This window comes from Rhizobium sp. NLR8a (genome assembly GCF_019685235.1).
Lineage (GTDB): Bacteria > Pseudomonadota > Alphaproteobacteria > Rhizobiales > Rhizobiaceae > Rhizobium.
Map to the genome: position 1 here is coordinate 39,255 of NZ_JABDWI010000010.1, position 26,380 is coordinate 65,634.

General features: G+C 57.1%; 26 protein-coding genes. 10 read left to right on the top strand and 16 right to left on the bottom strand.

What is annotated here, in order from left to right; translation table 11 throughout:
* Nucleotide 1: 1 nt before the first annotated feature.
* The 12 genes from HJC04_RS19790 to HJC04_RS19845 form a co-directional block, all read right to left on the bottom strand.
* The gene (locus tag HJC04_RS19790; protein ID WP_221146903.1) at nucleotides 2-985 is read right to left on the bottom strand and encodes a glycosyltransferase family A protein; all 984 of its coding nucleotides are present in this window, start codon (nucleotides 983-985) and stop codon (nucleotides 2-4) included.
* Entirely contained in the window at nucleotides 982-1,866 is an 885-nt protein-coding gene (locus tag HJC04_RS19795; RefSeq protein WP_221146904.1) for a glycosyltransferase family 2 protein, read from the bottom strand. The genes HJC04_RS19790 and HJC04_RS19795 overlap by 4 nt, the downstream gene beginning before the upstream one ends.
* Nucleotides 1,863-2,846: a glycosyltransferase family 2 protein gene (locus HJC04_RS19800; protein ID WP_221146997.1), complete on the bottom strand. Its 984-nt coding sequence runs from the start codon at nucleotides 2,844-2,846 to the stop codon at nucleotides 1,863-1,865. Before HJC04_RS19800 ends, HJC04_RS19795 begins: the two co-directional genes overlap by 4 nt.
* A gap of 82 nt (nucleotides 2,847-2,928) precedes the next feature.
* Nucleotides 2,929-3,897, bottom strand: a complete 969-nt coding sequence (locus HJC04_RS19805; RefSeq protein WP_221146905.1) for a glycosyltransferase — start codon at nucleotides 3,895-3,897, stop codon at nucleotides 2,929-2,931.
* Between the two features lie 172 nt (nucleotides 3,898-4,069).
* Nucleotides 4,070-5,014, bottom strand: a complete 945-nt coding sequence (locus HJC04_RS19810) for a glycosyltransferase family 2 protein (protein WP_221146906.1) — start codon at nucleotides 5,012-5,014, stop codon at nucleotides 4,070-4,072.
* A gap of 81 nt (nucleotides 5,015-5,095) precedes the next feature.
* Entirely contained in the window at nucleotides 5,096-5,917 is an 822-nt protein-coding gene (locus HJC04_RS19815) for a galactosyl transferase (protein WP_210630249.1), read from the bottom strand.
* A gap of 11 nt (nucleotides 5,918-5,928) precedes the next feature.
* Nucleotides 5,929-6,960, bottom strand: a complete 1,032-nt coding sequence (locus HJC04_RS19820) for a polysaccharide pyruvyl transferase family protein (RefSeq protein ID WP_210630251.1) — start codon at nucleotides 6,958-6,960, stop codon at nucleotides 5,929-5,931.
* A 31-nt stretch (nucleotides 6,961-6,991) separates the two neighbouring features.
* Entirely contained in the window at nucleotides 6,992-8,494 is a 1,503-nt protein-coding gene (locus tag HJC04_RS19825; protein WP_221146907.1) for a lipopolysaccharide biosynthesis protein, read from the bottom strand.
* Nucleotides 8,495-8,624: 130 nt separating this feature from the next.
* The gene (pssM, locus tag HJC04_RS19830; protein WP_221146908.1) at nucleotides 8,625-9,539 is read right to left on the bottom strand and encodes an exopolysaccharide glucosyl ketal-pyruvate-transferase; all 915 of its coding nucleotides are present in this window, start codon (nucleotides 9,537-9,539) and stop codon (nucleotides 8,625-8,627) included.
* Nucleotides 9,536-10,042 carry a DapH/DapD/GlmU-related protein gene (locus HJC04_RS19835; RefSeq protein WP_064804382.1) on the bottom strand — a complete coding sequence of 169 codons (507 nt, stop codon included), beginning with the start codon at nucleotides 10,040-10,042 and terminating at the stop codon, nucleotides 9,536-9,538. Before HJC04_RS19835 ends, pssM begins: the two co-directional genes overlap by 4 nt.
* Nucleotides 10,042-11,193, bottom strand: coding sequence for a glycosyltransferase (locus HJC04_RS19840; protein WP_210630255.1), 1,152 nt, complete (start codon nucleotides 11,191-11,193; stop codon nucleotides 10,042-10,044). Before HJC04_RS19840 ends, HJC04_RS19835 begins: the two co-directional genes overlap by 1 nt.
* Before the next feature lie 31 nt (nucleotides 11,194-11,224).
* Nucleotides 11,225-12,298 carry an endo-1,4-beta-xylanase gene (locus HJC04_RS19845; protein WP_221146909.1) on the bottom strand — a complete coding sequence of 358 codons (1,074 nt, stop codon included), beginning with the start codon at nucleotides 12,296-12,298 and terminating at the stop codon, nucleotides 11,225-11,227.
* 202 nt (nucleotides 12,299-12,500) lie between these two features.
* On the opposite strand from HJC04_RS19845, the gene HJC04_RS19850 reads away from it, so the two are divergent.
* Entirely contained in the window at nucleotides 12,501-12,875 is a 375-nt protein-coding gene (locus HJC04_RS19850) for a hypothetical protein (protein ID WP_210630258.1), read from the top strand.
* Nucleotides 12,876-12,893: 18 nt separating this feature from the next.
* Here HJC04_RS19850 and HJC04_RS19855 read toward each other — a convergent pair whose 3' ends face one another.
* The gene (locus HJC04_RS19855; RefSeq protein WP_247241711.1) at nucleotides 12,894-13,763 is read right to left on the bottom strand and encodes a DUF6030 family protein; all 870 of its coding nucleotides are present in this window, start codon (nucleotides 13,761-13,763) and stop codon (nucleotides 12,894-12,896) included.
* A gap of 116 nt (nucleotides 13,764-13,879) precedes the next feature.
* Nucleotides 13,880-14,068, bottom strand: a complete 189-nt coding sequence (locus HJC04_RS19860) for a hypothetical protein (protein WP_210630262.1) — start codon at nucleotides 14,066-14,068, stop codon at nucleotides 13,880-13,882.
* A gap of 223 nt (nucleotides 14,069-14,291) precedes the next feature.
* Between HJC04_RS19860 and HJC04_RS19865 the strand changes: the two genes are divergently transcribed.
* The 7 genes from HJC04_RS19865 (at nucleotide 14,292) to HJC04_RS19895 (ending at nucleotide 19,886) form a co-directional block, all read left to right on the top strand.
* Nucleotides 14,292-14,924: a bifunctional 2-polyprenyl-6-hydroxyphenol methylase/3-demethylubiquinol 3-O-methyltransferase UbiG gene (locus tag HJC04_RS19865; protein ID WP_184453866.1), complete on the top strand. Its 633-nt coding sequence runs from the start codon at nucleotides 14,292-14,294 to the stop codon at nucleotides 14,922-14,924.
* 164 nt (nucleotides 14,925-15,088) lie between these two features.
* On the top strand, nucleotides 15,089-15,514 hold the full coding sequence (locus HJC04_RS19870; RefSeq protein WP_210630264.1) for a helix-turn-helix domain-containing protein: 426 nt from the start codon (nucleotides 15,089-15,091) through the stop codon (nucleotides 15,512-15,514).
* Between the two features lie 9 nt (nucleotides 15,515-15,523).
* Entirely contained in the window at nucleotides 15,524-17,368 is a 1,845-nt protein-coding gene (locus HJC04_RS19875; RefSeq protein ID WP_221146910.1) for a peptide antibiotic resistance protein, read from the top strand.
* A 20-nt stretch (nucleotides 17,369-17,388) separates the two neighbouring features.
* Entirely contained in the window at nucleotides 17,389-17,601 is a 213-nt protein-coding gene (locus HJC04_RS19880) for a hypothetical protein (RefSeq protein ID WP_085779099.1), read from the top strand.
* Nucleotides 17,602-17,625: 24 nt separating this feature from the next.
* Nucleotides 17,626-18,831 (top strand): YcaO-like family protein, encoded by a 1,206-nt coding sequence (locus tag HJC04_RS19885; RefSeq protein ID WP_221146911.1) that lies wholly within the window; start codon nucleotides 17,626-17,628, stop codon nucleotides 18,829-18,831.
* Complete coding sequence (locus HJC04_RS19890) at nucleotides 18,828-19,535, top strand: TfuA-like protein (protein WP_221146912.1); 708 nt, start codon at nucleotides 18,828-18,830, stop codon at nucleotides 19,533-19,535. Before HJC04_RS19885 ends, HJC04_RS19890 begins: the two co-directional genes overlap by 4 nt.
* Nucleotides 19,536-19,637: 102 nt before the next feature.
* Complete coding sequence (locus HJC04_RS19895) at nucleotides 19,638-19,886, top strand: hypothetical protein (RefSeq protein ID WP_210630270.1); 249 nt, start codon at nucleotides 19,638-19,640, stop codon at nucleotides 19,884-19,886.
* 484 nt (nucleotides 19,887-20,370) lie between these two features.
* Here the strand turns inward: HJC04_RS19895 and HJC04_RS19900 are convergent, their stop codons facing one another.
* Entirely contained in the window at nucleotides 20,371-20,577 is a 207-nt protein-coding gene (locus tag HJC04_RS19900; protein ID WP_004676311.1) for a hypothetical protein, read from the bottom strand.
* Between the two features lie 1,464 nt (nucleotides 20,578-22,041).
* Between HJC04_RS19900 and HJC04_RS19905 the strand changes: the two genes are divergently transcribed.
* Nucleotides 22,042-22,185, top strand: coding sequence for a hypothetical protein (locus HJC04_RS19905; protein ID WP_210630272.1), 144 nt, complete (start codon nucleotides 22,042-22,044; stop codon nucleotides 22,183-22,185).
* 80 nt (nucleotides 22,186-22,265) lie between these two features.
* Nucleotides 22,266-23,315, top strand: a complete 1,050-nt coding sequence (locus HJC04_RS19910; RefSeq protein WP_221146913.1) for a glycosyltransferase family 2 protein — start codon at nucleotides 22,266-22,268, stop codon at nucleotides 23,313-23,315.
* On the opposite strand, the gene HJC04_RS19915 is transcribed toward HJC04_RS19910, so the two are convergent.
* Complete coding sequence (locus HJC04_RS19915) at nucleotides 23,304-26,294, bottom strand: trifunctional glycosyltransferase/class I SAM-dependent methyltransferase/polysaccharide deacetylase (protein ID WP_221146914.1); 2,991 nt, start codon at nucleotides 26,292-26,294, stop codon at nucleotides 23,304-23,306. The two genes, HJC04_RS19910 and HJC04_RS19915, sit on opposite strands and share 12 nt — an antisense overlap.
* Nucleotides 26,295-26,380 lie beyond the last annotated feature (86 nt).

Genomic DNA, 26,380 nt, shown 5'->3' on the forward strand with positions numbered 1-26,380 from the left:
ATCAGAGGGCGGCATTGGGCTTGTATTCCTGGTATGCATGTCCAAGGATCCCGTTGACCATGCCCGCGCCACGCAGAACATGAGTGAGCGCCCGCATGCCCCAATAGGGTGAAATCAGGATCGTCGGCAGCATGGCCACCCCGAGCATCACTCTCGTGGCGCCGTAGGCCGCGCGATAGAGCCGGCGTTTGAGATTGCCGTGCAGGACCTCGCTGACGGCGAAAGTGTTGCCGAGCCGGTATTGCCGCTGCAACACCCATTTCCAAGTCATGCGGCTGGCGGGAACAATATCATAGACGAGCGCCCTGTCAGCCCAGAAAACCTGCATGCCACGGCGAATTGCCTGATTGAAGAAGAGATAGTCAGTGCCCCCGGTGAAGCGCATTTTCTCTTCGAAGCGTAGATTCCATGAGCGGATGAGGCGATAATCGAACATGACATTGTTCGAAGCCGCATAGGAAATGCGCTGACCGTCCTTGTTCTTCTTGCGCTCGAAAACTTTTGCTTTGATGAAATATTCCGGCGGATTTTCGGGGTAGACCGGCTGGACCGGACCGTAGACGCAATCGGCGCGGTTTGTCTCCCGGGTCTCCAGCATCGCATCGAGCCAGCCATCGACCGGCCATTCGTCATCGTCAAGAAAGCAGAAGAGGTCGGTGCCGGCAGGGGCAGAATCGAGCGCCCGATTGCGCGCAAAGGGGATGCCCTGGTTCTGTTCGACGACATAGATCAGATCATAGGCGCCCGTTTGGCCGAAAGCCTCGACCGTGGCTCTTGCGCTGCCGGCGGCATCGTTGTCGACGATCACCATCGTCAGATGATAGGGGCGAGCCGGATGCCTGGTCTGGCGTGTCATCACATCGAGCAGCTTGGCAATCCCGTCCAGCCGCCGATAGGTCAGCACGCCGACGGCGATGTTCAACGGCGACACAACTTGCTGATCAGCTCTGGCAGATGAAGGCGGAAAGGTGTCTTGCTGGTTCATGACTGCCCTCTCCGCAGCATATTTCCCAAACGCTTGCGCGCGGCCATCAGGGCCACTTCGTTTACGGCATCATCACCGAAGGGTCCACCCGCCACGGTACTGCGAGCTTCACTCCTCAGCTTGAGGAGCGACGTCGTTTCGGCAATGCCGCCGGCCACCAAGCTCTTGCCGAGCGCATGCAGCCCGTCATAGCGGCGTGCCAGTTCCAATCCTGTCGCAATCATGATGCGCGGGCGCAGCGTTCTTGCCCTGCTCGTGCCCGTATAGCGGTTCGTGGCATGAATACGTTGAAAGGTCAGTGGTGTTTCGACGATGGCCCCGCGTCCCAGATATGCGGCTGCAAACTTGATGTAATTGTCGCTGAGGACGACGTCTTTCGCGACAGACATCGGCAGGATCTGGGACAGCAGGTTGCGGCGGAAGCTCAAGCCGGAGGTCGGCACCGGAAGCGAGGGAAAGCCGCCCCTGCGCAACGTGTCGCGCTTGTCGAACAGCGTCACCTGCAGTTCCGCGGGAGGCTGGTCGCCGTCATTGGTCGTCACACGGTCGAAGCACCAGTCGATCTCGTTGCGGTCATAGACCTCGGCAATGCGCGCGAGTTTTCCGGGCAAAAACGCGTCATCGGCATCGAGAAGAAAAAGGATATCGCCGCTCGCGGCCGCAAAACCGGCATTGAAGCTTGAGGCTTGGCCCCCATTTTCCTTCAAAACGGTCTGGATCCGCTCGCCATAGGAAGCAAGGATCTCTTGGGAATCATCGGTGGAGCCATCGTCGACGACGATCACTTCGAAATCTGGATAGGTCTGCGACAGAACGCTGTCGATGCATGGACGCAAATACTGGCCGTAATTGAAATTGTTGATGAGCACCGATAATTTCACCGCACGACCTCCTGCACCAGTCGACCAGAATGATTTCCCGCCGGTGCGTATCGGCGAAGTCCGGCGCGGTAGCCGCGCATGTAGTAGTACTTCCAGATGGCCCAGAACCGCTTCTTTGATCGCGGCAAAGGATAAAGAAGAGCTGCCCGAACCGCCCAGTTGGCGCTCTCGATCCAAGTTCTTAAGGGCACTCCCGCGATCCTTAAACCCTTGGGAATGTCCTCAGCGAAGAGCGCCGGCATTCCGTAGCCAAGACGCTCCCCACGTTTCTGTACCCAAGCCTCTGTCACACTCGAGGCTGGAATCCAATGATGGACGACGGCCTCGGCGCACCGATATGTTTTCACGCCGTTTCGGGACAGGCGATTGACAATTTCGGTATCCTCTCCCATTGCGAAAAGACCTCCGGGAAGCGGCCCGATGTCTTCGCGGAACCGCACAGTGCTGCCAAGCAGTTCACGACGCACTGTTGTGTTCGGACCCCAAATCTTTGTCGGGTCGCATGGGCCGCTGGATTCCTGGTCGGCTATGGCGAAGGTTGACCCCATGGGAATCCAATCCAACAGCGGGTCTCCATGAGGATAATGCTCCCAATTTGGAAGTATCCGGCCGCCGATAACGCCGTAATCCGGATTCGTCTCTGCGCAGCTCGCAATCGAACGCAACCAATTCGCATCCGCCTCGATGTCGTCGTCCGTAAAAACGATCAATGCTCCTCGAGCTATTGCCAGAGCGGCGTTCATGGCTCCTGATTTTCCTGGCCGGGGATGATTGACGACAACCATTGGAAGCTTCTCCGCATATTGATTGAGAAGCTGCTGCGTCTCGTCTTCACTGTTATTGTTGACGGCAATCAGTTCCCATTGTTCAGCCGGAAGGTTTTGGCCCAGCATCGACTCCAGCATCTGCTGAAGCCGTCTACTAGCGCCGTTGAAGGACGAAAAGATGACACTAATTTTTAAATCAGTCGTCAAACCGATTCGCCTCCCGAAGTGCGAAAATCCTGCTCCTTGCCTTCGCAGCTGGAGCGTTTCCTGTCGGTGCTGTGGCTGAGGGCTGTCATCATTTGGCGCCAACCTGAGAATAGATCGTTTTGTTCGTCGCAGATCGCTGCTTCAGAAATTGGCGCAGGATTCCCTGTCTCACCGACTGCGCCCACAGCAATTTGAAGCGAAGGCCGCTTAGGGGAAACCTTTTGACGACGACATTGGCCGGCGCCATCAGAAGCCATCTCAGGGCGCTGACGACCGGCAGACCGGCGATTTTCGTTTTGCTCTCGAACAGGTCCGGCCGAACGATAACCAGACCCATGCCATAGCGCTCGCCGCGTCGCAAAACCCATCCTTCTTTGACATAGCCCTTTTTTACAATGTGCCGAACCCTGGGATGCCGCGAGTGAAAAGCCTTGGCTCCATTCTTCTCCAACCTCAGAGCGAAGGCAGTATCCTCACCCATCGGGAACTGAGCGACAGTGGCATCCGGACCGAGACCGTCGTGTACGATATAGCCGGGCCCCAAAACGGAACGGCGGAAGGCCGAATTCGGCCCCGATATTAACGCCGCTGAAATCGGGCCCTCGGGAAGATCGTCATTGAGAGCATAAAGAACTCCCAGGTGCCCATACTTAATCAACCATGGCGCAGGTTTTTCCTCCCATTCGGGCGTGATCAAACCTCCGAATATGGCAAACTGCGGTTGCTCATCTGCCAAGGTCAGAAACTGCTCGATCCAATCCGGCGCGGGAATGACGTCGTCATCGGTTAAGATGACGAGTTCTCCCTCCAGATGGCGGAAGCCCAAAGTCAATGCATGCTGCTTGCCTTGTTTCGGCTCAAAATAAACTTCCAGCGGAAGCCGCTCCTTATAGGAATTCAGGACTGCTGCGGTGTTGTCGCTGCTGTTGTTATCGACAGCAACGATTTTCCATTCTTCTTTCGGCAGGGTGGAGGCGCAGAGTGCCTCAAGCATCGCTGGTAGAGTCTTCTCTCCGTTGTAGGTCGAGAAAAGTATTGTAACCTTGACTTTGCTCATTTGCTGCTCCAGACCCTCATTTCCGTCGGATCGCCTGCCAGTACGAATTCGGCTCACGTCTTGCCGATGACTTGGGCCTCCGATAGAACGCTGTCGATGCGTGGACGCAAATACTGCCATAAATGACTGGTAAGCACCGATAGTCTCAAATTACTGCCTCCTGGGCAATCGATCACTGTGCCATTGTCTGAGGCACGTACCGGCGAATACCGGCGCGATAGCCACGCATGTAGTAATATTTCCAAATCGCCCAGAAACGCTTCTTTGAGCGCGGCAGGAGATAGAGGAGGGCAGCACGGAAAGCCCACTGTGCGCTTTCGATCCAGGTCGGCAATGGAACGCCGCTTATCCTCACGCCCTCCGGCACCTCATCAGGAAAGAGTGCCGGCATGCCGTAGCCAAGCCGCTCGCCGCGTTTCTGCACCCAATCCTCGGTCACGCTCGATGCCGGGATCCAGTGGTGAACCACGGCTTCGGCGCAACGATAGGATTTGGCTCCGCCCGCGGCCAGGCGGATGATGATTTCAGCGTCTTCACCCATTGCGAACATCTTTCCCGGAAGAGGGCCGATATCTTCTCGATAGCGTACGCTTGTCCCCAGCAGCTCTCGCCGAACGATTGTGTTCGGGCCCCAAACCTTTGTCGGATCGCACGGTCCGCTTTGTGTTTCATCGACGATCGCGAACGTCGATCCCATGGGAATCCAGTCGATAAAGCGGTCCTTCGGCTCCTCCTCCCAATCTGGAACGATTCTGCCGCCGAAGACGCCATAGCTCGGATGGGCTGCGGCACAGTCGACGATCGCTTTCAGCCAATTTGGTTCGGCGCGGATGTCGTCGTCGGTAAGGACAACGAGATCCCCCTTCACCCGATCCAAGGCCAGATTCAGCGCGCTGGACTTTCCCGGCTTGCGCTGCTGCAGGATGGTGATCGGAAGCTTCTCGCTATACGATTTCAGAAGGTCGAACGTATCGTCCTTGCTATTATTGTCGACAGCGATCAATTCCCATCGATCATGGGGAAGCTCCTGGCTCACCAATGAATCCAGAGTATGGCGCAGCCGGCGGCTGGCGCCATTATAGGATGAAAAGAGCACGCTGACGAAAAGATCCGACATCAGTTACCAACCCTCTTGGTGAAGTCGAAAGAGAAAAGCCTCATGATTTGACTACCTATGCCTATTGGACGGATCGTTTTGCTATGCGGGATTCGACCGCGTCCCGCCGAAGAATTCGCGCCGATAACCGCCGCCGAGAACCCTCAGCTTGCGAAAATTGCGCAACAACCGTCGCGGCTTCAGAAGTACGCCACGATTGAGAAAATACTGCCGCATCAGGCTCGGCGCGCGGCTGTGCGATCCGCCATGGGCGACCCGGTAGACTGCTCCCCGGAAAGGCAGTTTGGTCAAGGGCGCTCCGCGCTGGGCAAGAATGTCCGCAATGCGGACGTGGCTGCCCAGCATCGACTTGATCCAGTCGAGAGAGGCGTCTTCAAACCGCTGCGGCAGTTCATACAGATCGGCGCGAATGATCAGCGAGGTGCCGCAGAGATGGCTGAAGTCGTCATGTCCCAGCAGAAAATTGCCGCCGTCGTCCCAGATGTAACCGTTGTCGATCGTCCATCCGTTGGCATCCCGGTTTTCCGATACATATTGCACGATCCGGGAGCTGACGAAATCGTCATCATCGACAATCATGAAAAAGCGGCTGTCGGCCGCGGCCAGCATGCCGCTCAGAACGCGCCGGCCTTTGTCGGCGCGGAAGGCATCGAGGAAGTCTTCCTTGCTGCCCTTTCCGAGTTCGTGCATGTCGTTCGGCGGAAACGTCACACGAACGGCGGAAAATTTTTCCGGCAGATCAGGCAGGTCGGCGCCTTCGTTGGCTACGATGATGCCGCGCCAATCTCCATTGGTCTGATTGGAAATGGAGGCCACGGTCTGGCTGAGATTTGCCTTCAGCTTGCTCCAATCGCGCGCGTTGTCCTGATGTCGGACCGGGATGATGAAGGTGACAAGTGGCATCGAATTCCCCCTTAAGCCCGCAGGCCCACAGCTTCTTTCTCCGCGACGCGTCCGTTGGCAGCCTGCTGACGCGCCCACTCGATTCCGTCTTCGAGCGATGTCGCTTTGTAGGAAAGGTCGGTACCGCCGGAGAAAGCATTCATGAAGCGGCGGATCTTTCCATAGCTGTTGTCCAGCACCGCATGCGGACGGCCGAGCAGCAGCGAGCAGATATGGACGTGCAAGCGATCGGTCACGATCGCGCGGGCGCGCGAAATCTGACTGATGCCCCGCTCGAAGCGGTTATGAGCCGCAGCGTCCAGCCTGCGCAAGGCAACTTCGCTCGGCTTCAATGCGAGATAAGCCGAGGCTACGCCCAACTTCTTGGCGATGTCCACCTTCCGCTTCGATTCTGTAATCCAGTCTTCCACAGGAATATCGGAAGGAATCTTGCGATCACCGCCGCCGACGCGTTCCGCATCCTCGCGCAACATGGCGAGGACGGGAATCTGCGTCGCCCTTTCCGGCAGCGGGCCGATGGCAAAGGCCATGTCCGGGCACAGCCGCACGGTGCAGTCGAAGTGCTTCTCGGAAAACTCCTTCGATTCTTCGTCGCGCACCAGCAGTACGAAATTCTTGTGGCGTCCGATGGCCTTTTTGGACTGCTCGATGCGCTCGGGCGAGCTGTAGTGGATCGACTGCGGGAACTGGATGATCTGCCGATCCGGGAAGCGTTCCATGATCATTTCACGGAAGTCCTGGTGGGCGACCCAGATATCGCCGAAATTGCCGCCGCCGTGAATGAAGATCGGGCCGGTCGGCACACGCCGTTTCAGCTCGTCGGCGGAGAAGTCGTGAAGCCTGGAGACATAGTCCGGGCGCTTTCCGAAGCGATCCCTGAGATAGGCCATCTCTCCCAGCCAGATCGCCGAGTCGCCGCAATTGCGGATGTCGGGAAAGTCGAGAATCGCAAGCGGTTCATCGCGCGAGACATAGTCCTTCAGGCAATCATGGATCATGCCGTTGAGTTTTGCGATCAGCTCCGATCTGGATTGGCTGGTCATTCTGCCTCTCTTGTTGATGTTCGTTTTAACTTCAGGCCGATTTGGGTACGGCAATACGTTTTGCTTTTGACAGGAACTTGACAGCGATACGCTGAACTTCAGTTTCCGGGCCGTTGGGCCTTTTCATCGCAACCCAGAGAACAAAGCTCGACCCGGCGTAGATGATGCCGCCCGTGATGACGAGCAATGCGAGATAGAGCGCCAAGTGCAGCTTGTCTGTAGGCATGCTCAGAATGTGCGACAATCCCCAGACGCCGGCGGCCATCAAGGCGACGCTGGCAAGCGCGCGGAAATTGGCTGCGAGCTGCTGGAAGAACGGCAGATTGATCAAGCGCTTGACGAGAAGCATGTTGACCACGGTGGAAATCAGGCCGGTCAACACGCGGGCATAAACGACGCCCGGAAGCCCGGCCATCATGAGGCCGGCGATGATGATGGGAATGCGGACCACCAGCATCTGCGTGTCGCGGATGAACAGCATCTTCGTATGGCCCTTCGCCATGCCGAGCGGCTGGACGAGCGAGCCGAGTGTCTGCAGGGCAAACACCGATGCGAGCGCCTGGACGATGAAGATGGCGGGAATCCACTTCTCTCCCAAGGCAAGCCGCATCATTGGCTCGGCCACCACGGCCATGCCGATGCCCGCCGGAAGCGCCACGGCGGCCAGCAGCGCCTGGGCGCGCTGATAGGCTGCGACCAGCCGGACCGGATCGTTGCGGACCTTGGAGAAGCCTGGGTAGATCGTCTGGTTCAACGGCGCCGTGGCCTCGCGCGTCGGCAGCGTCGAAAGGGTGTTGCCGACCGTGTAGTGGCCGAGCTGCGTGGCGCCGAGCAGCTTTCCGATCAGCAGATATTCGATCCGCCAGTTCAGCGTGTTGACGATCTGTCCGGCCGTGAGCCACACCGAGAACGAAAACAATTCGCGTGCATGCCGAAAGGTGATGCGCGGCCAGAACGGCAGGACGGTATAGGAAACGATGATATTGGTCACCTGATAGGCGAGGGTGCCGATCACGAGAGCCCAGTAACTCTGATAGATGGCCGCAATCGCCACCGTCACGATGAAGCCGACCAGCTTTTGCGAGACGTTGAGGACGAATTCCTGCCAGAAGATCAGATCGCGCTGGAGCATGACACGGCGCGGATTGGCAAGACCGCTCAAGAGCAGGCTGAAACTCAAGGCGAGCATGACGCTCGTCAGCCGCGGCTCGTTGTAAAACTCGGCGATCGGATAGGATGCGGCGGCAAACAGCAGCGCCAATATCGCGCTTCTCGTCACGCTCAGGGTCCAGACCGCGCTGAAGTGCGTTTCGCTGGGCGACTCGTGGCGGATAAGCGCCTGATTGAGCGAGAGTTCGGTGACCGAACTCAGAATGACCTGGATCGTCGTTGCAATGGCGACGAGACCGAAATCAGCCGGCACCAGATACCAGGCGAGCACGAAGGTGCTAAGCGCCGAGAGCCCGTTGACGATGGCGCGGGACAAACTCAGCCACATGCTGCCCTGAATCAGCCGGTCGGTAACACTGCTCATGGGCGAACGGCTCCTGAGGTCGATGACGTTGACCATTTCAGCGGGCTGCGGTCCCATCCGGAGTGCTTCTTGCCCTTGCGGGAGCGGTGAATATTGGCGGAATTAGAAAGCTTCATGCCTTATTGCCTCGTCACGGGGTCTGCGACATCAAAGGGCGCTGGCCGTTGGAAAAATCCTGCTTCAGCCGATCCAGCTCGACCAGCATTTTCTCGTGCGCTCTTCCGATAGCCTCGTCGGAGCTGAGCTGTCCGGGCTTCTCAGCCACCCGCTGCAGCGTCTTGACGGTCGAGCCGAACACATAGTTGCCGGTCAACTGCCGGATGCGGCGGTGACGGAACGTGATGTTCTTCAACAGATATGTGTTCTTCCGCACCAAAGATGCGCCTGCCTCGACGAGGTTGGAAGGGCCGATGGGATCGAAATCGATCTCCAGATCGAGCGCACTCGCCCAATCATACCACTTGGCGCGATTGCTTGGTGCGATCGGCCGGATCGCCCGCCACGGAACGCGCAGCGCATCCGATATGATGCAGCCATGCATCGCCTCGGAGACGACCTTATGCGATGCGCTGATTTCGGTCAGAACCTTTTCCACCGACCAGCGGGGATCGATGTAATGGATGCCGGCGAGCTCACAGACCTTGTCCCAGCTGCCGTACATGGCGCTTTCGTAGTGCGGCATAAAGGAGACGGGGTAGCGCTTCTCAACGCTCTTTGCATCCCAGCAACTGCGCGTGAGGATGCCCGAATCGCCGATGGCGTAGCTCGGATCGATGCCGAGGGCCTCGGCAGTCTTCTTTCCGCGCACGAAGTAGAAGGTCCAGGTGCCGTCGACCTTCGGCGCGTTGGTGTAGCCGCCATAGCCCGAGCCGAAGACGATCTTCTGTATGTTCGGGTCGAAATTGTCGTAGAGGATCGAACCGATGCCGAGAAAGAGCCGGCTCTCATCGTCATTGAAGAAGCCGGGCAGCAGACGTTCCCAGAGCCAATGGTTCAGTTCGTCGCCGAAATTCTCGTGTTTCCCGCGATAGGCAAACATCTTCATCGTGCTTCTCCAGTCGGCAAGTGCGTCACGATCTGCGTGACCGTTTCGTCCTCGCGGGCCATGCGTCCGTAACGCGAAATGATCTTGATGTCGCTGCGGATTATCTTGGCCGGGTTGCCGGCCACGAGCGAGCGCGGCGGCACGCTCTTGGTCACCACCGAGCCGGAGCCGATGACGCATTCGTCGCCGATCTCGACGCCGGGCAGGATGATGCTGCGGGCGCCGATGAAGCAGCGTTTGCCGATCCTCGTGTGAAGGTAAAGCCCGCGCGTGAGGTCGTGGGTCAGGATGGCGGCTTCAAAGGCGACGTAGGTTTCGGCGCCGATGTGCAGTCCCTTCGGATTGGTCTTGTCGAAGCGCACGCTGAGTGAAAAGCTGGCAGTCGGATCGATGTCCATACCCCAGAATTTCGTGTAATAGAGCCACTTGGCCTTAACGATCCCGTTCCGCAGCGGCCGAAATACGTTCAGTCCCCATTTCGGCTTCTTTCCTGTCTGCACCATCAAGTCCGACCCCGGCTGGAAAATTCGTCTAGAACGGAACTGTAGTAGTCCTCTAGCATCCCCGTTTGACGACATATGTCGAAGCGCTCGGCCACCAGAAGCGGTGCCCGCGCGCTGAAGGCTGTCCACAGGGCCTGATCGTTGAGCAGCCTTCCGACCGCTTCCGCCATGCCCGCGACATCCCGCTCCTCCACGAGATAACCAGTTTTCCCCTCTTCGATCGCTTCGCCCACGCCCCCCGAGCGGAATGCGACCACCGGAGTACCGACGGCTTCGGCTTCCAGATTGGCGAGGCCGAAGGCTTCCGCATGACCATTGTCGAGCGTCACGCTGCCATGAAGATAGAGTTCCGCACTGGCGAGCAGATCCCTTATCTCAGTCTGAGACAGATTTTCATGGATCGTGACGCTTGGCAAGGAACGGCGCGCCAAGGCCTCGATTTCCTCCTTCAATGGTCCCTGGCCGACCATGACGAATTCAACCGGGGTACCGGCGGCCGCCACGCGTGAAAGCGCGTCGATCATGAAGCGGTGGCCCTTATAGTCGACGAAACGGGCGATGGAAACCACCAATCCCTTTTTTCGGGGACGCGGCTCCATTTTGAAGAGATCGAGATCGATGCCGATGTGATGGCGAAAGACGCGGTCGGCGCGGAAGCCGAGCGCCAGCAGCCGCTCTCGGATGAAATCGGAAACGGCTATGTTCCAGCTGTTCCAGCCTGCCATCTCGCTCCGGCCCTTGGCGAAGAAACGCACCTGATTGAAGCCGCCCGGTTTCTTAGGATCGCCGCGATAGGTGGCGTCGAAGCCGTGAAATGTCGTGACCAGTGGCTTGCCGGCGGCCCGCGCCAGGGGGCCGATGACATAGCCGTTCTTGCCGAAATGGGCATGGACAAGATCGGCTTGGCTGATCGCGGGAAACAGGAAGGGCAGCCCGATCTGCGGGATTTTCAGAAGCAGCTCACCGGCCCGCGCGACCGGAGACCGGCGGATGTCATGAACCGGGACAGTGGATTTTTTCGTATGGGCGGAAGAGATTCGCGAACCGGCAAGAATTTCAGCTTCGAAGGAGCGAAACGCCACTGCCTGGTTGAGAACAAATGCCTGGCTGGCAGGCAGAAATTTTTCCACGTAAATAACGGCTTTTCTCATGAATCTGTTCGCGTCTCCACTGTCTTGGCGATCACATTGCCTCTATTGCCCGCTTGATGCCGTCAATCGAACTTCTCGGATCGTTGTTTTCGTCGTAAAGATTAACGCGCTTCGTGCATGTGGCGCCGGGTTTGGTGTCCTTCTCGTCAAGCCCGCCATATTTCTCCGACATGCCCCAAACGGTGGCGCCTTTCAAGTCACCACGCTCGGCTGCGATGGTGATCACGTCACCGAAAATCTCGGCATAGGAGACCGGCGTGGAGCTCGTCTCCCGGCTGAGGAAGTGGCAGGACGCATCGAGTTCGGTGATAAAAACCCCGACACCCATACCCTTCAGCGTTGCACAGAATCGGCCCATTCCCTCCGGATCAATCCGATCGAGACCGGGGCGGAAATGCGATTGCAGCCCGACGGCGCCGATCGGCGTCTTTCTGGCGACGAGATCCTCGACAATCTTCAGGATGCGTGCACGCTTCTGTTCGAACACGCCGGATTTTTTCTCCAGGTGCGTCTCGTTGAGAACCAGCACCGCGTCGGGATTGGCCTCGTGTGCCATGTCGAAGCTCATGCGGATATAGTCGTCGCCAAGAAGGCGTCGGAAAATACAGTCCCGCAGATCCGGCGCATCATATTCCAAAGGTTCGTTCACCACATCCCACGCATCGATCGACCGCTTATAGCGAGCGACAACCTGTTTTATATGACGGTTCATCGCCTCCCGAATGGTCTCAGCGTCGGTGATGGCGGACACCCAGTCGGGCGTGCGATACCAGACGAGCGTGTGTCCATAAACCCTCATGTTGTTTTTGCGTGCAAACGCAACGATTTGATCGGCGGGCCCGAAGGAAAAGACGCCTGGCCGCCTTTCCGTTGCATTCCACTTCAGCGCATTTCGCGGCGTTATCGAATTGACGTTGTCGATGTATATCTGAGACGCAATCGGATTGCCGACATCCTCCGGATCGATCGCCGAACCGAATCGAAACGATTTTCTGTCGGCAAGGGCGCGCAGCCCCGCGGACGGCGGCACCTGCGCCAAAGCCTGACCCTCGCGCGCATATAACAGGGCGAGCGGAATGGAGGCGAGGAAACGTCTTCTATTCACTCTTTCTCTCACTGTTGGCTGTGTTTAACGTCTGCGGCGGAATCAACGGGTCAAGCTTGCGGACTGCGATCCATCGCCGTCGATCTTAATTAGGATATCGGTACAACTTTCGATGTCTTTTCAGCGATGTGGATAACGACGGTAATTTCCAGATTCTTCTGCATGATCCAAGATATCAAACCGCTGCGGGAGGAAGCTCGCTATGAAAGATTGGTTTAATTACCTGATGAGCTATTTTTGTATGGCATTTCAAAATGCCGCTTTTTTTATGGCGCCTGTTCGCAGCGGCGTATCCCTTCTTGATGATCGGCAGTTCGCGACGTTTGCTCTCGGGGTAGTCGGCATCATTCTCCTCCTGTTCGGCGCGCTCGTCAGAACCTCGTTGCGATTGCGTCGATCGGCACGCGTCATCCGCTCGCTCAACGACGAACTTGCGCAGGCTACTCAGGACCTCAATGTGGAGCGTCTCTGGCGTCTGGCCGGCGGTGAAGGGGCCGAACGGCCAGGTTCAGTCAGCTTGATGGAGCTTTACAGGATCCTGTCCAGATATCACGGTGATGCAAGTCGCATCGTCTGAAGTGCGCCGCACGCGGCTCTAATTGCGATTTTCTGCCGGCGGCTCTTGACGGGGAAGTTGCGGCTGCATGCGGTTGGCCGCAATTGTGGGCTCCGGCGCAGGAAGCCATGTTCTGCCGGAAAAGTAATTCCTCGCCCTTCTTTGGGGGCCCGACGTTGCATCCAGCGAGAGGGTAAAATTGTAGCGCTCCGGATTGAGCACTTCGTGGGTGAAGGCGATGTTGGCTCCGAAGCCGTCTTCCTTGACATCCTTCAGGTTTTTTATCGCATTCAGGGTCTCATGAAAATCGAGCCATTGCGGTTGACGCAGCATGGTTTCGAAAATGCGCAGGATAGCCGGATCGAGCTGGCCGTTCTGATCCGTTCCGGGATTGACGACCTTCACGCGCATACTGCTGATCGTGCCGGCGGCATCGCCACGAACAATGACGAAGATTGAATTCGCGAGCTGATCCTTTTCGCGCTTGGCGCTGTGCTCGTAAAAGCACTCGAACGTGCCGGCGTTGAAGCTGGCCGCCGCCCATTCGCTGGTCTGAACGCCAGCTTGGCGCAGCGCCGCGCACATTGCAGGCCCGGATATGCGCCATGTGCGCAGAAAGGCCGACGCGGTCTGTGCCATGGGCGCTTCGGTGGCATGCAGGGGAAGCTTGTAGACTGCCGGCGGCGCCGGTCGGGGAAGGGTTTTGGGCGGTGACGGCTTAACCTCAGGGGGGGAAAGGTCGAAGCCGAAATAATGCCCAACCGCCTTTAAATGTTTCATGTCGTTGGACAGAAGCACCGTTCCGATGACCAGCGAGAGGGAAATCGTCAGCAACAACCAGAAGATCACGGGAATCCGCGGTTTTCCTGCCGGCTGTTTCGCATATGCGGGCGACGAATTATCGGGCAAGCTTGTCTTCTCCGGCACGCGAGAAGGGTTTCGTTGGTCTGTCTGGAGTATACATGATCCGGTTAAATATCTTTGGCTTCGTGTCTGCAACCGAGCGCGCTCTTTCATCCGCGCCCTCATGAAAAGCGCGACAGGTTCGCCGAAAGCGCTTCAACAGCATTCCAGCCGAGAATTCCACCACAGCGTTCGGCAATTCCGCGAGAGGTAGCCGCTGATCTTGCCGCTTCTGTGATCGCATAAACGGGCATTCTCGGAACTGGATTGAAATAAATTCGAGTTTTTTGAAAAGATTGTTGAATTGACATGTTTATTTCAACTAACGGTCGGTAATATTTGGATATTTCCTATCTTTATCGGGTAAATTAGCTTGATTTCCGCAATTTTTTCGCGCAAAGCATTTAAAATTATCCAACGAATTCCAGGTTTTGCAGAACATATATTTATATGCTGACGAATTTAGGTGAAATCGATCAAATTTTCGACGTATTAATCGATAGGGTTTGCGCGCAACAGCAGAAAGGAGAGACCATGTCCATCGAGCTAGACGCAACCACCTATATTCACGCCAAACCGACAACCGCACACTCCTACATATTGCCCAAAATCTTCGATGTACTGGGGGATCATTTCGACGGGTCTGCGGAAAATGACGTCTTCGATCTCGGATGCGGCACCGGCGGGGCCGCCGCGGCTCTTGCGAAAGCAGGATATGATGTCGTCGGCGTCGATCCCTCCAGCGACGGGATCGGAAAGGCCAATATCCGTCATCCCGGGCTGGCGCTGAGCGTTGGCTCGGCCTATGACGACCTGTCCCGGGATTATGGCAGTTTCAGTGCCGTTATCAGCCTGGAGGTCGTCGAGCATGTCTACGATCCGAAGAGCTTCACCTCGACGATGTTTGATCTCGTCAAGCCGGGCGGCATCGCGGTGATATCGACGCCCTATCACGGCTATCTGAAGAATCTTGCACTGGCTGCGACGGGAAAAATGGACGATCACTTCATGCCGTTGAAGGATCATGGGCATATCAAGTTCTGGTCGAAAAACACGTTGCGCACACTGTTGCTGGAGACCGGCTTCGATAACGTCCGTTTCGAATATGTTGGAAGAATTCCTGCCTTCGCCAAATCAATGATCGCCGTCGCCGACAAGCCGCTTTAGCCAGTCGGCGCGACATCGTGTCGTTCGCCGCAGTAGTTCAGGGTTGGTTTCTACTGCATGCTGTGCTGAAAAAAAACGTTACGAAATATTTACTTTTAGTTGCATTCTTGCTTAAACTCTCCATTATACAGCGCGCGTACTGATGAAGCGGGAGACTTAAGCAGATGAAGGCCAAATCGCCGAATTCCATCGATGTCTATGTTGGCAACCGCGTGAGAGTTCGGCGAAAGACGCTCGGGATGACCCAGCATGGTTTGGCCGAACTTCTTGGCATCACCTTCCAACAGATTCAAAAATACGAAAAAGGAACGAACCGGATCGGCGCCAGCCGCCTTCAGCGCATTTCCGAGATCCTTCGCGTGCCGGTCGGCTTCTTCTTCGAGAACGGTGGTTCCGGGCCGATCGAAGGCGAGACGAGCGAATTGAACAAGTTTTTATCCTCGAAGGAAGGGCTCGCGCTCAATAAAGCGTTCATCGCCATCGAGGATCCCAACATCAGGCAGAAGCTGGTGGCCTTGGCCAAAACTCTGGCGATGACGGGATTGCCTGACGTCGACAGCGACCTGCAGGATCCTTTTATACACAACTGAGGACGGGCCGTGCTTCATCTGCAGACATTCGGCGATCTGCGGCTGACTGAATCGGATGGCGAGCCGGTTCGCTATCCGATCAAAGGTCTGTTGATGATGGCCCATATCTATGCGGGTGGGAGCCATGAACTCAGCCGTTATGAACTGGCCCAATTTCTATGGAGCGACGTCGAGCCCGAGTTGGCGCGGCTCAACTTGCGCAAAATGCTGTCCCGCATCCGCGAGGTGGACGGCGGACGCACCGAAATAGCTTTCGATTTCAGTGCCACGATGGTGTGCCTCAACAAGCAGGCGGTTTCCAGCGATCTGGATGTCTTTCGGGCCAGCGGCCCGCCGCTGGATCGACTACAGGCGATCGCCGAATCGACCCAGCGCGGTTTCATCGGAAATATCAAGCCGGCGACAAAGCAGATAGATGCTTGGATCAGGGCGCAGCGTGACGCCCATGCGCTGCAGTTGCGGCAAGCATTGCTGGAGGCGGTGCCCGATGTGCAAAAGCCGGGTGCGGCGCGCATCATTTCCAGCGCCGCCCTGCAAATCCTCGAGCGGGATCCAAATGACGAGCAGGTCAGGGCATTGCTGCATCGGCTATCCGGCGGCTCATCGTTCGGCGAGAGATTGCCGGATGGCGGCGGTCATGCAAGGGTGGAGGTGAAGCGTCCCGAGTCCGGCAGCCAGTCGACCGATATCGAACGCATATCGCCGATCCCGCGGATCCTTCCCCGTCTGGTGTTGCTTCCCCCGACGGCGAAGCACGCCGATGCCGGACTTGCCCTTGCCAACGCCCTGATCGAAGACGTCACAATCGAACTCTGTGCGCTTCGGCATATTTCCATTGTCGCTCCGCACACGGCCGGACAGATCCGCCGCGACTCCGAAAAAGCCGCGGTGGTCGCCAGGCACTCGATCGCCTATCTTCTCGATACCCGACTTTCCGAAGAGGGATTGTTCGCCCAGTTGATCTATTTCCCCACGGATGAGATCGTCTGGGCCAATCGCTTTAAGATGACCCCCGATATATTGCCGCGTCAAAGGCGGGTTATCGCCCAGCAATTGACCGAGTCGGTGGCGCGTGAGCTGGCTGAAAACGAGGAGGAACGGCTACGTTTCGAAGCCAATCCTGAGGCTTATCACGCCTATCTCGTCGGCTCGAGCCTGATGAGCAAGCTGACGCTGCCGCATATCCGGCGGGCAAGGAAGGCATTCAGGCTGTCGCTGTCGCATAGGTCGGATTTCTCCCCGTCATTTACGGGGCTGGCAAGAACGTTCACCAGCGAGTGGCTCGTGACGGCGCAGGGAAACGATGAACTGCTGCACCTGGCGGAGCAGCATGCGCTTCGCGCAATCGAGCGAGATCCGGAATCGGCGGCGGGCCATCGTGAGCTCGGGGTCACCAGACTTTATCTGGGTGATGTGGATGCCAGCGTCGCAGCCCTTAATCTGGCGGAAGAGCTCAGTCCGCATTTTGCCGATGTCATCTACAGTCATGCCGACACGCTCGTGCATGCATCCCGCCCCGGCGACGCGCTCGCCAAGATCAGAAAGGCAATTTCGCTCAATCCGATCGCACCTGACGCCTATCTCTGGTGTGCCGCGGGAGCAAGTTTCTTCCTGGAACAGTATGAGGAGGCCATCGCCTATGTCGAGGCGATGAAAGACAAAGCACCGGCCCATCGTATCGCCGCGGCCAGTTGCGCAATGATCGGCGATCGAAAACGGGCACTCTTCCATCGGCAGCGCGCCGAAAGCATCAACCCGGTGTTCGACGTCGAGAAGTGGCTCGCCATCGTTCCCTTCAAGGAGCACTGGCAAAAAGAGCTATATCGGGAGGGCCTGTTGAAGGCTGGTTTTTAACAATAGCTGAGGGGCATACCATGGCGAAAGCTGTCATTATAGGAATACCGGGCGAGGAAGGTCTTTGGCTAGCCGATCTCGACGCAGGCACCGTCAAGCCGCTCAATCCGACGGGGGAATTGGCGACTGCGAGCAGCCTGCGCAAAGCCGGCGGCATATTCGTGAAGGGCGTCGATTTAGCCGTCGCCGTTTCGTCGGCGCAGGTCGCGCTTTCCGGTCACGTCGACGGCTGAGCCGGCATTCTGACGGACCGGTCCATGTATTCCGACAGGATCCTATCGCCGCGGGAAACCCTTTCCCGCGTCGAGCCTTTTTTGGCTCGGTTCGGCATAACGAGGGTTGCGCGACATACCGGGCTTGATGACGTCGGAATTCCCGTCTGGTGCGCCTATACTCCGAATTCGCGATCAATCGTGATTGCTCAAGGAAAGGGCCTGACCGATCTCGATGCCAAGGTGTCCACTGTCATGGAGGCCATTGAACGGGCAGTTGCCGGCGAACCTTTCGTCGATCTTGTCCGCAGCACCTCGTTCGGTCTGCAGGCGATGGGGCACAAGATCGATACGCTGAACTGCCTGATCGCCATGCATAAACCCGATCTCGGGCCGGACGAGGAGACGGAATGGGTGGCCGGCATCAACATCCTCACCGGCGAAACGATTTATATCCCTTTTGAAGCAGTGCTGCTCGACCGCACGCGTGATGCGCGATACTGGATGTCATCTGACGGCCTGGCATCGGGAAACAATATCGAGGAGGCCGTTTTCCACGGGGTGCTCGAACGGATCGAGCGGGATGCGCATGTGCTGTGGCAGGTTGGCGCGGAAAGGGATCGTTATGCCGGCTGCGTCGACCCCCGCGGCTTCCGGGACGATGCACTGACCGGGTTGATCGACAAGATCGAAAAACCAGGATTGGCGCTCAGGCTCTTCGATATCACAAGCGACATCGCCATTCCCTGCTTCACCGCCATTCTGGGTCCCGGCGATTCCGCTCCAGGCCAGCGGGATTGCCGCGGCGGCAGCGACATTCGCCTTGTCGAGGTGACCGGTGGTACGGGAGCCCATCCGTCTCCCGTGCGCGCGGCCATCCGGGCGGTAACGGAAGCCGCGCAATCCAGACTTACTTATATCAGCGGAGCCAGGGACGATATTTCTCCCGCCACGTTCTCGAGATCCTTGCCGCCGCTGATGCGGCGAGCCTTCGACGCAGTTCCGGTCTCGCCGGCTGCCGGTCCTTTCCGCCACCGAACGCCGGAACAACGGGATCTGACGCATTTGCTGCAGCATGTGTTGGAGACATTGCGAAACAAGGGGATCAGTTCGGTCATTGCCGTACGCCTGAGCGACAACACGCTTCCCTTTGGCGTCGTCAAGGTCGTTATCCCCGAACTCGAAAATCCGGAGGGGCCGCGTGCTCGCCAGTTTGGAACAAGGGCGCTCGCTAGAGCGATAGGTTTTTGAAGGTCATTTTCGCGGGTCCCAGTCTTCCCGACGCAGCCTCACTTGCCGGCGAGGGGATACGCGTCCTGCCGCCCGCCACGCAGGGCGATGTTCTGGCTGTGGTGGAACAGGGTGCCAATGTCATCGGCCTGATCGATGGCGGTTTCGAATACGCCGCGCCGGTCTGGCACAAGGAAATTCTCCGTGCTCTTTCGCTTGGCGTGACGGTCTTTGGGGCGGCAAGCATGGGCGCGCTGCGCGCTGCGGAATGTCATTCATTCGGGATGATCGGGATCGGCCGCATTTTCGAAGACTACCGGACGGGTCGGCTGGTCGATGATGCCGCCGTCGCGCTCGTGCATGCGCCGAGCGCACTGGGCGGCAAGCCGCTGACGATACCGCTCGTAAATGTCAGCGCCACGCTCGATGCCATGGAAAGGAATGAGTTGCTCCCAGATCCGCGGCGCCAAGTCATCGAGGACGCCGCGAGCGCAATATTCTTCAAGAGACGGACGTGGCGGGCAATCGTCGAGCAATGCGCTGGCGTAGCTGAGCCGGATCGCCCGCAGCTTCTGACTGCCCTCGTGTCGCATTCCGTTGATCAAAAGCGCGTCGATGCACTGGAATTGCTAGAGGTGGTGCAGTCGACTGCCGATATTCGCGTGCATGCCGATTTGTCCTGGAAACTGCGCGAAACCTCGTTCTCCACACGGCCTGTATTGTGAAGTGAAGCCGACGACCGTCACCGAGAGTTGTGTCACGCTTTTTTCACGGGCCCGACCACGTCAGCCCGCGTATCATCCCTTCCATTCGTTGGAGAAATGGGCATGGGCGTGACATCGACTGTTAAAATAGATGGAGATTTAGGGGCGAAAGACGGTCTGGACGAACTGGTCGCACTGGCACGGATGATCGCCTATGCACGCCAGGTTGCTCAGGATGTCAAACTGCAATTCGCGGCGAATTGCCTCGACCTTGCTCTTGAGGCGGTGAAGCAGGAAGTCGGGGAGGGGCTGACCAGAGAGTTGGCCGAATTGAGCTCTCCGGTTCCCCTCGTGAGCATAAAAAGTCATTAGAGCCCCGTGCGTCCTATCGGACGCACAAAGGACGCTTTTAACACCCTGATCCAGGCATCGCGCTTTCCGAAAATCGATTGCGGTTCCCGGCGATGTGCCGGTCGGTGCCTTGCTGCTTCAGAACTTTGGATAAACCGTGAAAAATAGCGTGGGCTCCGAGGTCATGGGCGCCCGTGTACCGGTGATGGTCGCGAACAGCAGGGTCTCGATCGTTTCAAGAGACGGGTGCTGCCGGCTGAAATGCCAGCTGCTCTGCAGGCCCAGTGTATCGGCAATCCATCTGAATTATTAGCTTCGGAGAGGCCCGGCGCCTCGTGGGCTGTCGGATGATTGCCGCTTGGTCAGAATTTGTTCGATGCCCGGCAGAAAGATAGGTTCAAATGAATGGTAAGCGGTTTCTTTGACGTTGTCTCCGGGCAAGGAGACGGCGGCGATGCTCGTTTCAGGGGCGTCTGGCGCCGGCCGGCCTGGCCGATCCCTGATTTCAATGGGTCAAATTGCGCTTCTGTGCCAGCAGTAAAATGTAATCGTCGGCAATGTCGGCGATAGCCATTGCGACTTCCGCCGGATCGCACCCCTCGACCTTCGTGTTTGCAATGAACTGATAAACCGCCTTCTCAATCTGTTTCCGGCAGATCATCACGCGTTCATCATAACCAAATTCCGGAATCTGCGATGCCATATCACTCATCAGATCGGCTCCTCACTACTTGCAGTGACCATGACACAAATTACAAGTTGAGCAAGTAAATGCTTTATGAACGGTTAATTCGATGACGAGGTGCGACCATTTCGACACAGGTTTGGTCGTGAGCGGACATTCGGGGCTTGTTGCCTGCGGCGAGGCGTTGGGTGCTCCGGAGCCATCGTTCCATGCGGGGGCGCTTGAACAAGGGTGGACGTCTCTTAGGCTGCGGCTTGTCGTACCGAGGGTCTCGGCTCATCACGCGAATTGTCATGACCAGTCGAAAGCTGCTTCATGCCATCTGGTCGGTGGCGTGATGAACGGCGATAATTCCTTGATTCACCGCTGTTTCAAAGCGTCATTCGCCTCAAGATCATCATTCTTTGATATCGAATTGCGCCGCCACGTCTTCGGTGCCGGTCGATCCGAAGACTGCCGGGTCGCCGGTCGTTGTGCCCCTTCAAAAGTATTATTTGGTTGCTGCGCAGCCGACACGGCGATGGGCAAAATAACCGGAGCGGTTTTATGTTTTCTAACAAGAATTCATATCGGTTATCTACCGGTCAGAAATTAATAAGCCCCAAGGAGAGCATAATACAAATCAAATTATATCAAACCATGAAAACATTCATTTCAGACAAAAGTTGCATTTATATTTCTACCGAAAGATGAATGAGATTTTGCTGATGATATGTATAAGATGTGGTGACCAAATATAACCCACAGCAGGATGATCTTTGATCGACAATAATATCACCTGCGTAACTGCCCCGTCATTGCACCGGAGCTTCGGTCCTTGCTTGTGTTGTCGCTGATTTCGTCTTGTCCGACCCCGGAACCATCGCCGTTGGCTCAAACGGAGTCGGCCGGCGATCAGTCCGGCATCTCCAGCCGAAGGCGATCGGCTCGCACCTACCAGGGGTATGCCCGTCGCCAATCGCCTTTGCCCTGACGAAAACCTGGCCCGGCGGAATGCTTCAAGCTAACCCTGAAAGACTCTGGTCAGCAAAGCTGAGGACCCGCCGGGGTGGTGACGGGTCCTCGGGCAAGATTGCCTGCGCAGTACGAAGCTATGATTGCCATTAAATTCGATATTGTCACGGATTATTATTGTGGATTATGCTTTTCCCACAATTTATCGCCTTTTCAGTGTGCCTAATATTTGTGGTTTTCTCAATTGTACTTAAAAGGAGGGGTCTTGCTGATAGAGTGGAAGCGCCGGCGTTCCGAAGCATTTCGTTTTCTCTCGATTGGCGGAGATGCTCCATCTTCGAGGCGTCGCAACGGACTTTCCGCCGCACCGGCCGATCTTCGATAGGTGCCGGAACAAGGCCTTCGTCCTGAAGCGTCACCATCCGCCGACCAGCGGGATAGGGGGTCCAATTCCTCTGAGCGGCCGCACTTTGGCCAAAGCCCTGCGCGTCATCGATCTCGACGGGTGTGGGTTCCTTGTCGGGCTAAAGTTCGTTGTTGGGCATGAATGTCGGCATCGGCGAGTTTGAGCTCGGCATCCTGCGAACGCGCATGATTGGCGCGGCCCGCGCCAAAGCGCAGCGGGACCGGCAATCTATCGAATACCAACAGCTGCTGGCTAGAAATACCTTTGTCGAGTAACCACTATTCCATCTATTGACACTCAAGCCTGCATCTTGGTGTATCTTAATTGCGATCGTGGAGACTTCGGAGTTGAGAGCTTGAAGAAATCGGCAAGAAGTGATGTAACTGTTGCTGTTGTAATCCCGGCCTATAACGCGGAACGAACTCTGGCTGAAACAATCAGCAGCGTTCGTAATCAAACACATCAAGCGCTCGATATCGTCGTGGTGGACGACGGTTCTAAGGACCATACCCTGGCTATTGCGCAAGCAATCGCTGACATAGATCCGCGCGTGCGAGTATTAGAGCAAAGAAATTCCGGCGTCGCGGCTGCTCGAAATGCGGGTTGGCGCTCTACGTCTGCCGACCTAGTGGCATTCCTTGATGCGGATGACCTTTGGTCACCTGATAAAATTGAGCGACAATTGGCGGCATTGGAGAGAGGCGGTCCTAAAGTCGGGCTGGTCTACACTTGGTATGCGATGATTGACCACAAGAATTACATCATTTACCGCAGCAATGAAGTTTCCATCGAGGGAGATGTGCTCGACGAGGTACTTGCGGATAACTTCATTGGAAATGCAAGCTCGCCACTCGTACGGCGGAATATTCTTGACGCGACGGGAGGATTTGACGCCTCACTCCAACAGCGTGACGCGCAGGGATGTGAAGATCTCCTCTTCTACTGCTTGGCCGCTGAATTCTCATCTTTTGTGGTGGTGCCGGATCATCTTGTCGGCTATCGCCAAACCCCCGACAACATGTCATCCAACCTGACGCGAATGCTAAGGTCCTGGATTCTGGTCGCGGAGGAAATGCTCAAGAGACACCCGGAAAAGGATTTTGTAATCCGTGTCGGCCTACGCCGCTGTGGCCGGTGGCTCGTCCAGAAGGCGGTTGAACAGGGCCGATACCGCGCGCTCATCGAACTTGTGGCAACAATGTCGCGACATGACAAGCCAATTGCCGCCAAGATGCTTGCGGTCGACACGGGATCAAAGGCAATGAGGAGCCTCAAAAGAAAGGCCCGATCATGGCTGAAACGGGAATCTTGTTTCTCTCCAAACGCCAATCATCGCTTTGCTCTAGGAACAAAGTACGATGCGGGTTGGACGGTGGAACCCTCCGTTCTTGTCTCAGCCAAATAGCAGATTTGCGAACTCTGACTGGGTGATCCCGCGAAAAACCTCCTGTCTTTTCAATGCGAGCTTATCTGCATCCGCCCGCACCGTGCCACCGACGCAGCTTAGCCCGATCCGGTAGCCACACTGTTCGGCTATGTCCCGGATAGCGGGGTCGAAGTCGCCGTACGGATATGCGACCGCCAGCACTTCGCGACCTAGGCATTTCTCAAGCATAGCTTTGGAGCCAGCAAGCTCTCGCAACAGGCTCTCCGGTGCCAGGGCAGATAAACGCACGTGCCGGGCACCGTGGGCGCCCAGCGTCACGTCGCTGTTCGCGACCGCCGCAAGTTCCTCCCAAGTTAGCAGTGGAGCTGGCGGTCCATAGGCCGAATCCCATATTGCAGAGCCGCCGACCCTCTCGGTTGGGACAAAGAGTGAGGATGGGAAGCCGTATTGATGCAGCAGCGGAAGGGCATGCGTCATAAAATCGCGTGTAGCGTCGTCGAAGGTTAGAACTAATGTCTTTTCGGGCGGTTTGGCACCTTCGTCGAAACAGGCAAGCAGCCGATCCAATGTTATTCCGCGCCATCCGGCGTCGCGCAGGAAGGCCAGTTGAGATTCAAAAGCCTCCGGAGACTGGCGGTATCGAGAAAGCTGTTCCGGGCCGTCGTCGGAAACCTGATGATACATCAAGATCGGGACATCGTTCCAGTCGGCGGCCGCTTCCACAACCTGCCCGCCTCTCCAGCGCACTTGGCTGGCGACCTGAAGAGGCAAAGGCTGCGCCGTGTTTACTTCCACGCGTGTCGGCTCAAGGAAGCCCCCGTGCTCTACCTTCTCGAACCTTTGGATTCTATAAAGCGGACTCTTGGCTTCAACCGAGAGAGTTAAGTCCGGATGCTGGTCAAACATCTCACCTATGCCAATCGCGCCGAATTCATGCGGCCACCCAAATCCTGTCTCATTCGGCCTATCAACCAGGAGGTTGGCGTGGGCGGTAACGAACCAACCACCAGTGCGAAGACTGCCCGCAATCTTATCGACTATCTGCCGGAGCTTTTCTCTGTTCTCGAAATAGTACAGAACTTCACTGCAGACGATGAGATCGTAAGGCCCTTCCAGGTCGTCGCGCAAAAGATCCAACTGGCGATAGGCTACCGTGGAATCATGGTCCTGAAGCGAGGCCGCTCGAGCGACCGCCGACGCCGAAATGTCGGTTGCCAGCAGGTTGTCGACGCGGGCGGCCAACATCCGTGTAAAGGTTCCTTCCGCGCAGGCCAGCTCAAGGCCGTTTGAAAAGCGCCGATCGTCCAACAATGACAGTGTTTGGAAATATTTCACAGTCTCATAGTTGTTTCGGTAGTCCCAAGGATCGACCTGGGAAAAAAGCTCCTCCCAGTACGCTTCCGTATCGTACCTTGGCACCTCATCGCCCACCGGTCCGGTTTTTTTCGACGGCGTCTCCTTTAACATCCGGGTCGAGGCTGCAACCGCCCGCTGACGTTCCTCTTCGACGATTCGATCGAATTCAACGCGCCCAGCATGCGCGATGCCCGATATCGACTCGACGCGTGTCGGTGTCGGCTCCTCTCTGCTCCACCGACGCGCGACTCTCTTAGCTTTGGCCCAATATGATATTTTCGCCATGAGCTTCAGCACCCGTCGAGCTACTCCGCGGTGGCTTGGCGCTGCCCTGTTGGCGGAGGAGGCGCGCCGGTCATCCTGATCGAACTCCGGGCCGAACACCATCCTGAGTCGATTTCGTATCGTATCGGCTTCGATTGCTCCAAAGACAACAAACTCCACTTGCCCTAGCGGGGTCGGACCTCGCCAGATGCAACAGCGCAACCGCTCAATGCCGGGCAAGATGAGGTCGACGATAGGGCGATCCAAGTCAATTGGCTGTATCCTTGTTGTTCCGATCGTGGTGAGCACGTTGGTGGGTAGTTGGTCAGCGACCTTTCGCTCCATTGAACGAACCAACAGGGAACCAAAAGCTTCTTGGGGACCATGCCGATTAAACCAAGCCTCCAGTTCGGGAAGCTTGTCCTGGATCTTCGCCCAAAGTCCGGGCCAAATCGGCTCGTCCGCGAAGGCGCCGACCACAATGCCGTCTATCATTACCGCAATGAGCGCGTAGACATCGGCGTCAGGTGGAATAGGCTCTGCCACTCGGTCGAGCAGTTCGCCAGGATTGTCGCCTTGGCCTATTGAGGCGCCGACGAGCCAGATTGCGAGATACCAGCACGCTGTTCCCAACGCGGCCTGCGTTATTCCCTGGGCGAGCGCCGGCACCGGATCGGTGACGCGGGGATCGGAATGGTGGCCGCGCCGGATCACCTTAAGACCAAAATCGAGATGTTTGACCCTGTTTGACGACAGCGAGCCGGCCGTTACGCTAACATCAGCCATCAGGCCTTCGACAGGCGCAAACTCGGCGCCAGTCCGGGCGAGGCGCTGCCACAGGTCCCAGTCCTCGCACATTTTCATCTCTGGATCGAAGCCGCCGATTTCTGCAAGCCGGGACCGGCGAAGCAAGGCGGCGTGAATCGCGAAGGGGCAATAGCGCGCTGTTTCGGCAAACGGATTGTCCATTTTCACCGCGGGGTGAGGCTGCCACCAGGGAGCCCCATGTCTCAGGCGGCGCCAACCACAATGCAGAATGTCGGCCTGCGGCAAAGTTCGTGTGTGATGCAGCATGATCTCGAGATGGGACGGTGCCAACGCGTCGTCTGAGTCGAGAAAGACGACCCACTCGCCTTTCGCCTCTGCCAGCCCCGCATTGCGAGCAGCTGACACGCCGCTCTGCTCCTGCCGCAGCACGCGGAAGCGCGTATCCCGAGCTGCGAAACGGTCCGCGATCTCGGCGGTCTGATCGGTTGAGCCATCATCAATGATGATGCATTCCCAGTCAGAATGACTTTGCGCTATCAGGCTCTCCAACGTCGAGGAAAGTGTTGTTTCCGCTCCATGCGCCGGTGTAATGATGGAAACTATGGGCATAATTGTTGCTTCCTGCGATAAAGATCACGCTGGAGTTACCGTGTCAGTTCGCGAGTATGATGATCTTTACTACTTTGAGGCAAGGT

What these genes read in the sequence shown, in the direction of transcription:
- HJC04_RS19885 (WP_221146911.1), top strand. Translation starts at nt 17,626, where the DNA reads ATGTATTCCGACAGGATCCTATCGCCGCGGGAAACCCTTTCCCGCGTC.
- HJC04_RS19820 (WP_210630251.1), bottom strand. Translation starts at nt 6,960, where the DNA reads ATGACCAGCCAATCCAGATCGGAGCTGATCGCAAAACTCAACGGCATG.
- HJC04_RS19850 (WP_210630258.1), top strand. Translation starts at nt 12,501, where the DNA reads ATGAAAGATTGGTTTAATTACCTGATGAGCTATTTTTGTATGGCATTT.
- pssM (WP_221146908.1), bottom strand. Translation starts at nt 9,539, where the DNA reads ATGAAGATGTTTGCCTATCGCGGGAAACACGAGAATTTCGGCGACGAA.
- HJC04_RS19825 (WP_221146907.1), bottom strand. Translation starts at nt 8,494, where the DNA reads ATGAGCAGTGTTACCGACCGGCTGATTCAGGGCAGCATGTGGCTGAGT.
- HJC04_RS19790 (WP_221146903.1), bottom strand. Translation starts at nt 985, where the DNA reads ATGAACCAGCAAGACACCTTTCCGCCTTCATCTGCCAGAGCTGATCAG.
- HJC04_RS19835 (WP_064804382.1), bottom strand. Translation starts at nt 10,042, where the DNA reads ATGGTGCAGACAGGAAAGAAGCCGAAATGGGGACTGAACGTATTTCGG.
- HJC04_RS19815 (WP_210630249.1), bottom strand. Translation starts at nt 5,917, where the DNA reads ATGCCACTTGTCACCTTCATCATCCCGGTCCGACATCAGGACAACGCG.
- HJC04_RS19880 (WP_085779099.1), top strand. Translation starts at nt 17,389, where the DNA reads ATGGCGAAAGCTGTCATTATAGGAATACCGGGCGAGGAAGGTCTTTGG.
- HJC04_RS19810 (WP_221146906.1), bottom strand. Translation starts at nt 5,014, where the DNA reads ATGTCGGATCTTTTCGTCAGCGTGCTCTTTTCATCCTATAATGGCGCC.
- HJC04_RS19915 (WP_221146914.1), bottom strand. Translation starts at nt 26,294, where the DNA reads ATGCCCATAGTTTCCATCATTACACCGGCGCATGGAGCGGAAACAACA.
- HJC04_RS19900 (WP_004676311.1), bottom strand. Translation starts at nt 20,577, where the DNA reads ATGAGTGATATGGCATCGCAGATTCCGGAATTTGGTTATGATGAACGC.
- HJC04_RS19870 (WP_210630264.1), top strand. Translation starts at nt 15,089, where the DNA reads ATGAAGGCCAAATCGCCGAATTCCATCGATGTCTATGTTGGCAACCGC.
- HJC04_RS19805 (WP_221146905.1), bottom strand. Translation starts at nt 3,897, where the DNA reads ATGAGCAAAGTCAAGGTTACAATACTTTTCTCGACCTACAACGGAGAG.
- HJC04_RS19840 (WP_210630255.1), bottom strand. Translation starts at nt 11,193, where the DNA reads ATGAGAAAAGCCGTTATTTACGTGGAAAAATTTCTGCCTGCCAGCCAG.
- HJC04_RS19860 (WP_210630262.1), bottom strand. Translation starts at nt 14,068, where the DNA reads ATGTCAATTCAACAATCTTTTCAAAAAACTCGAATTTATTTCAATCCA.
- HJC04_RS19895 (WP_210630270.1), top strand. Translation starts at nt 19,638, where the DNA reads ATGGGCGTGACATCGACTGTTAAAATAGATGGAGATTTAGGGGCGAAA.
- HJC04_RS19865 (WP_184453866.1), top strand. Translation starts at nt 14,292, where the DNA reads ATGTCCATCGAGCTAGACGCAACCACCTATATTCACGCCAAACCGACA.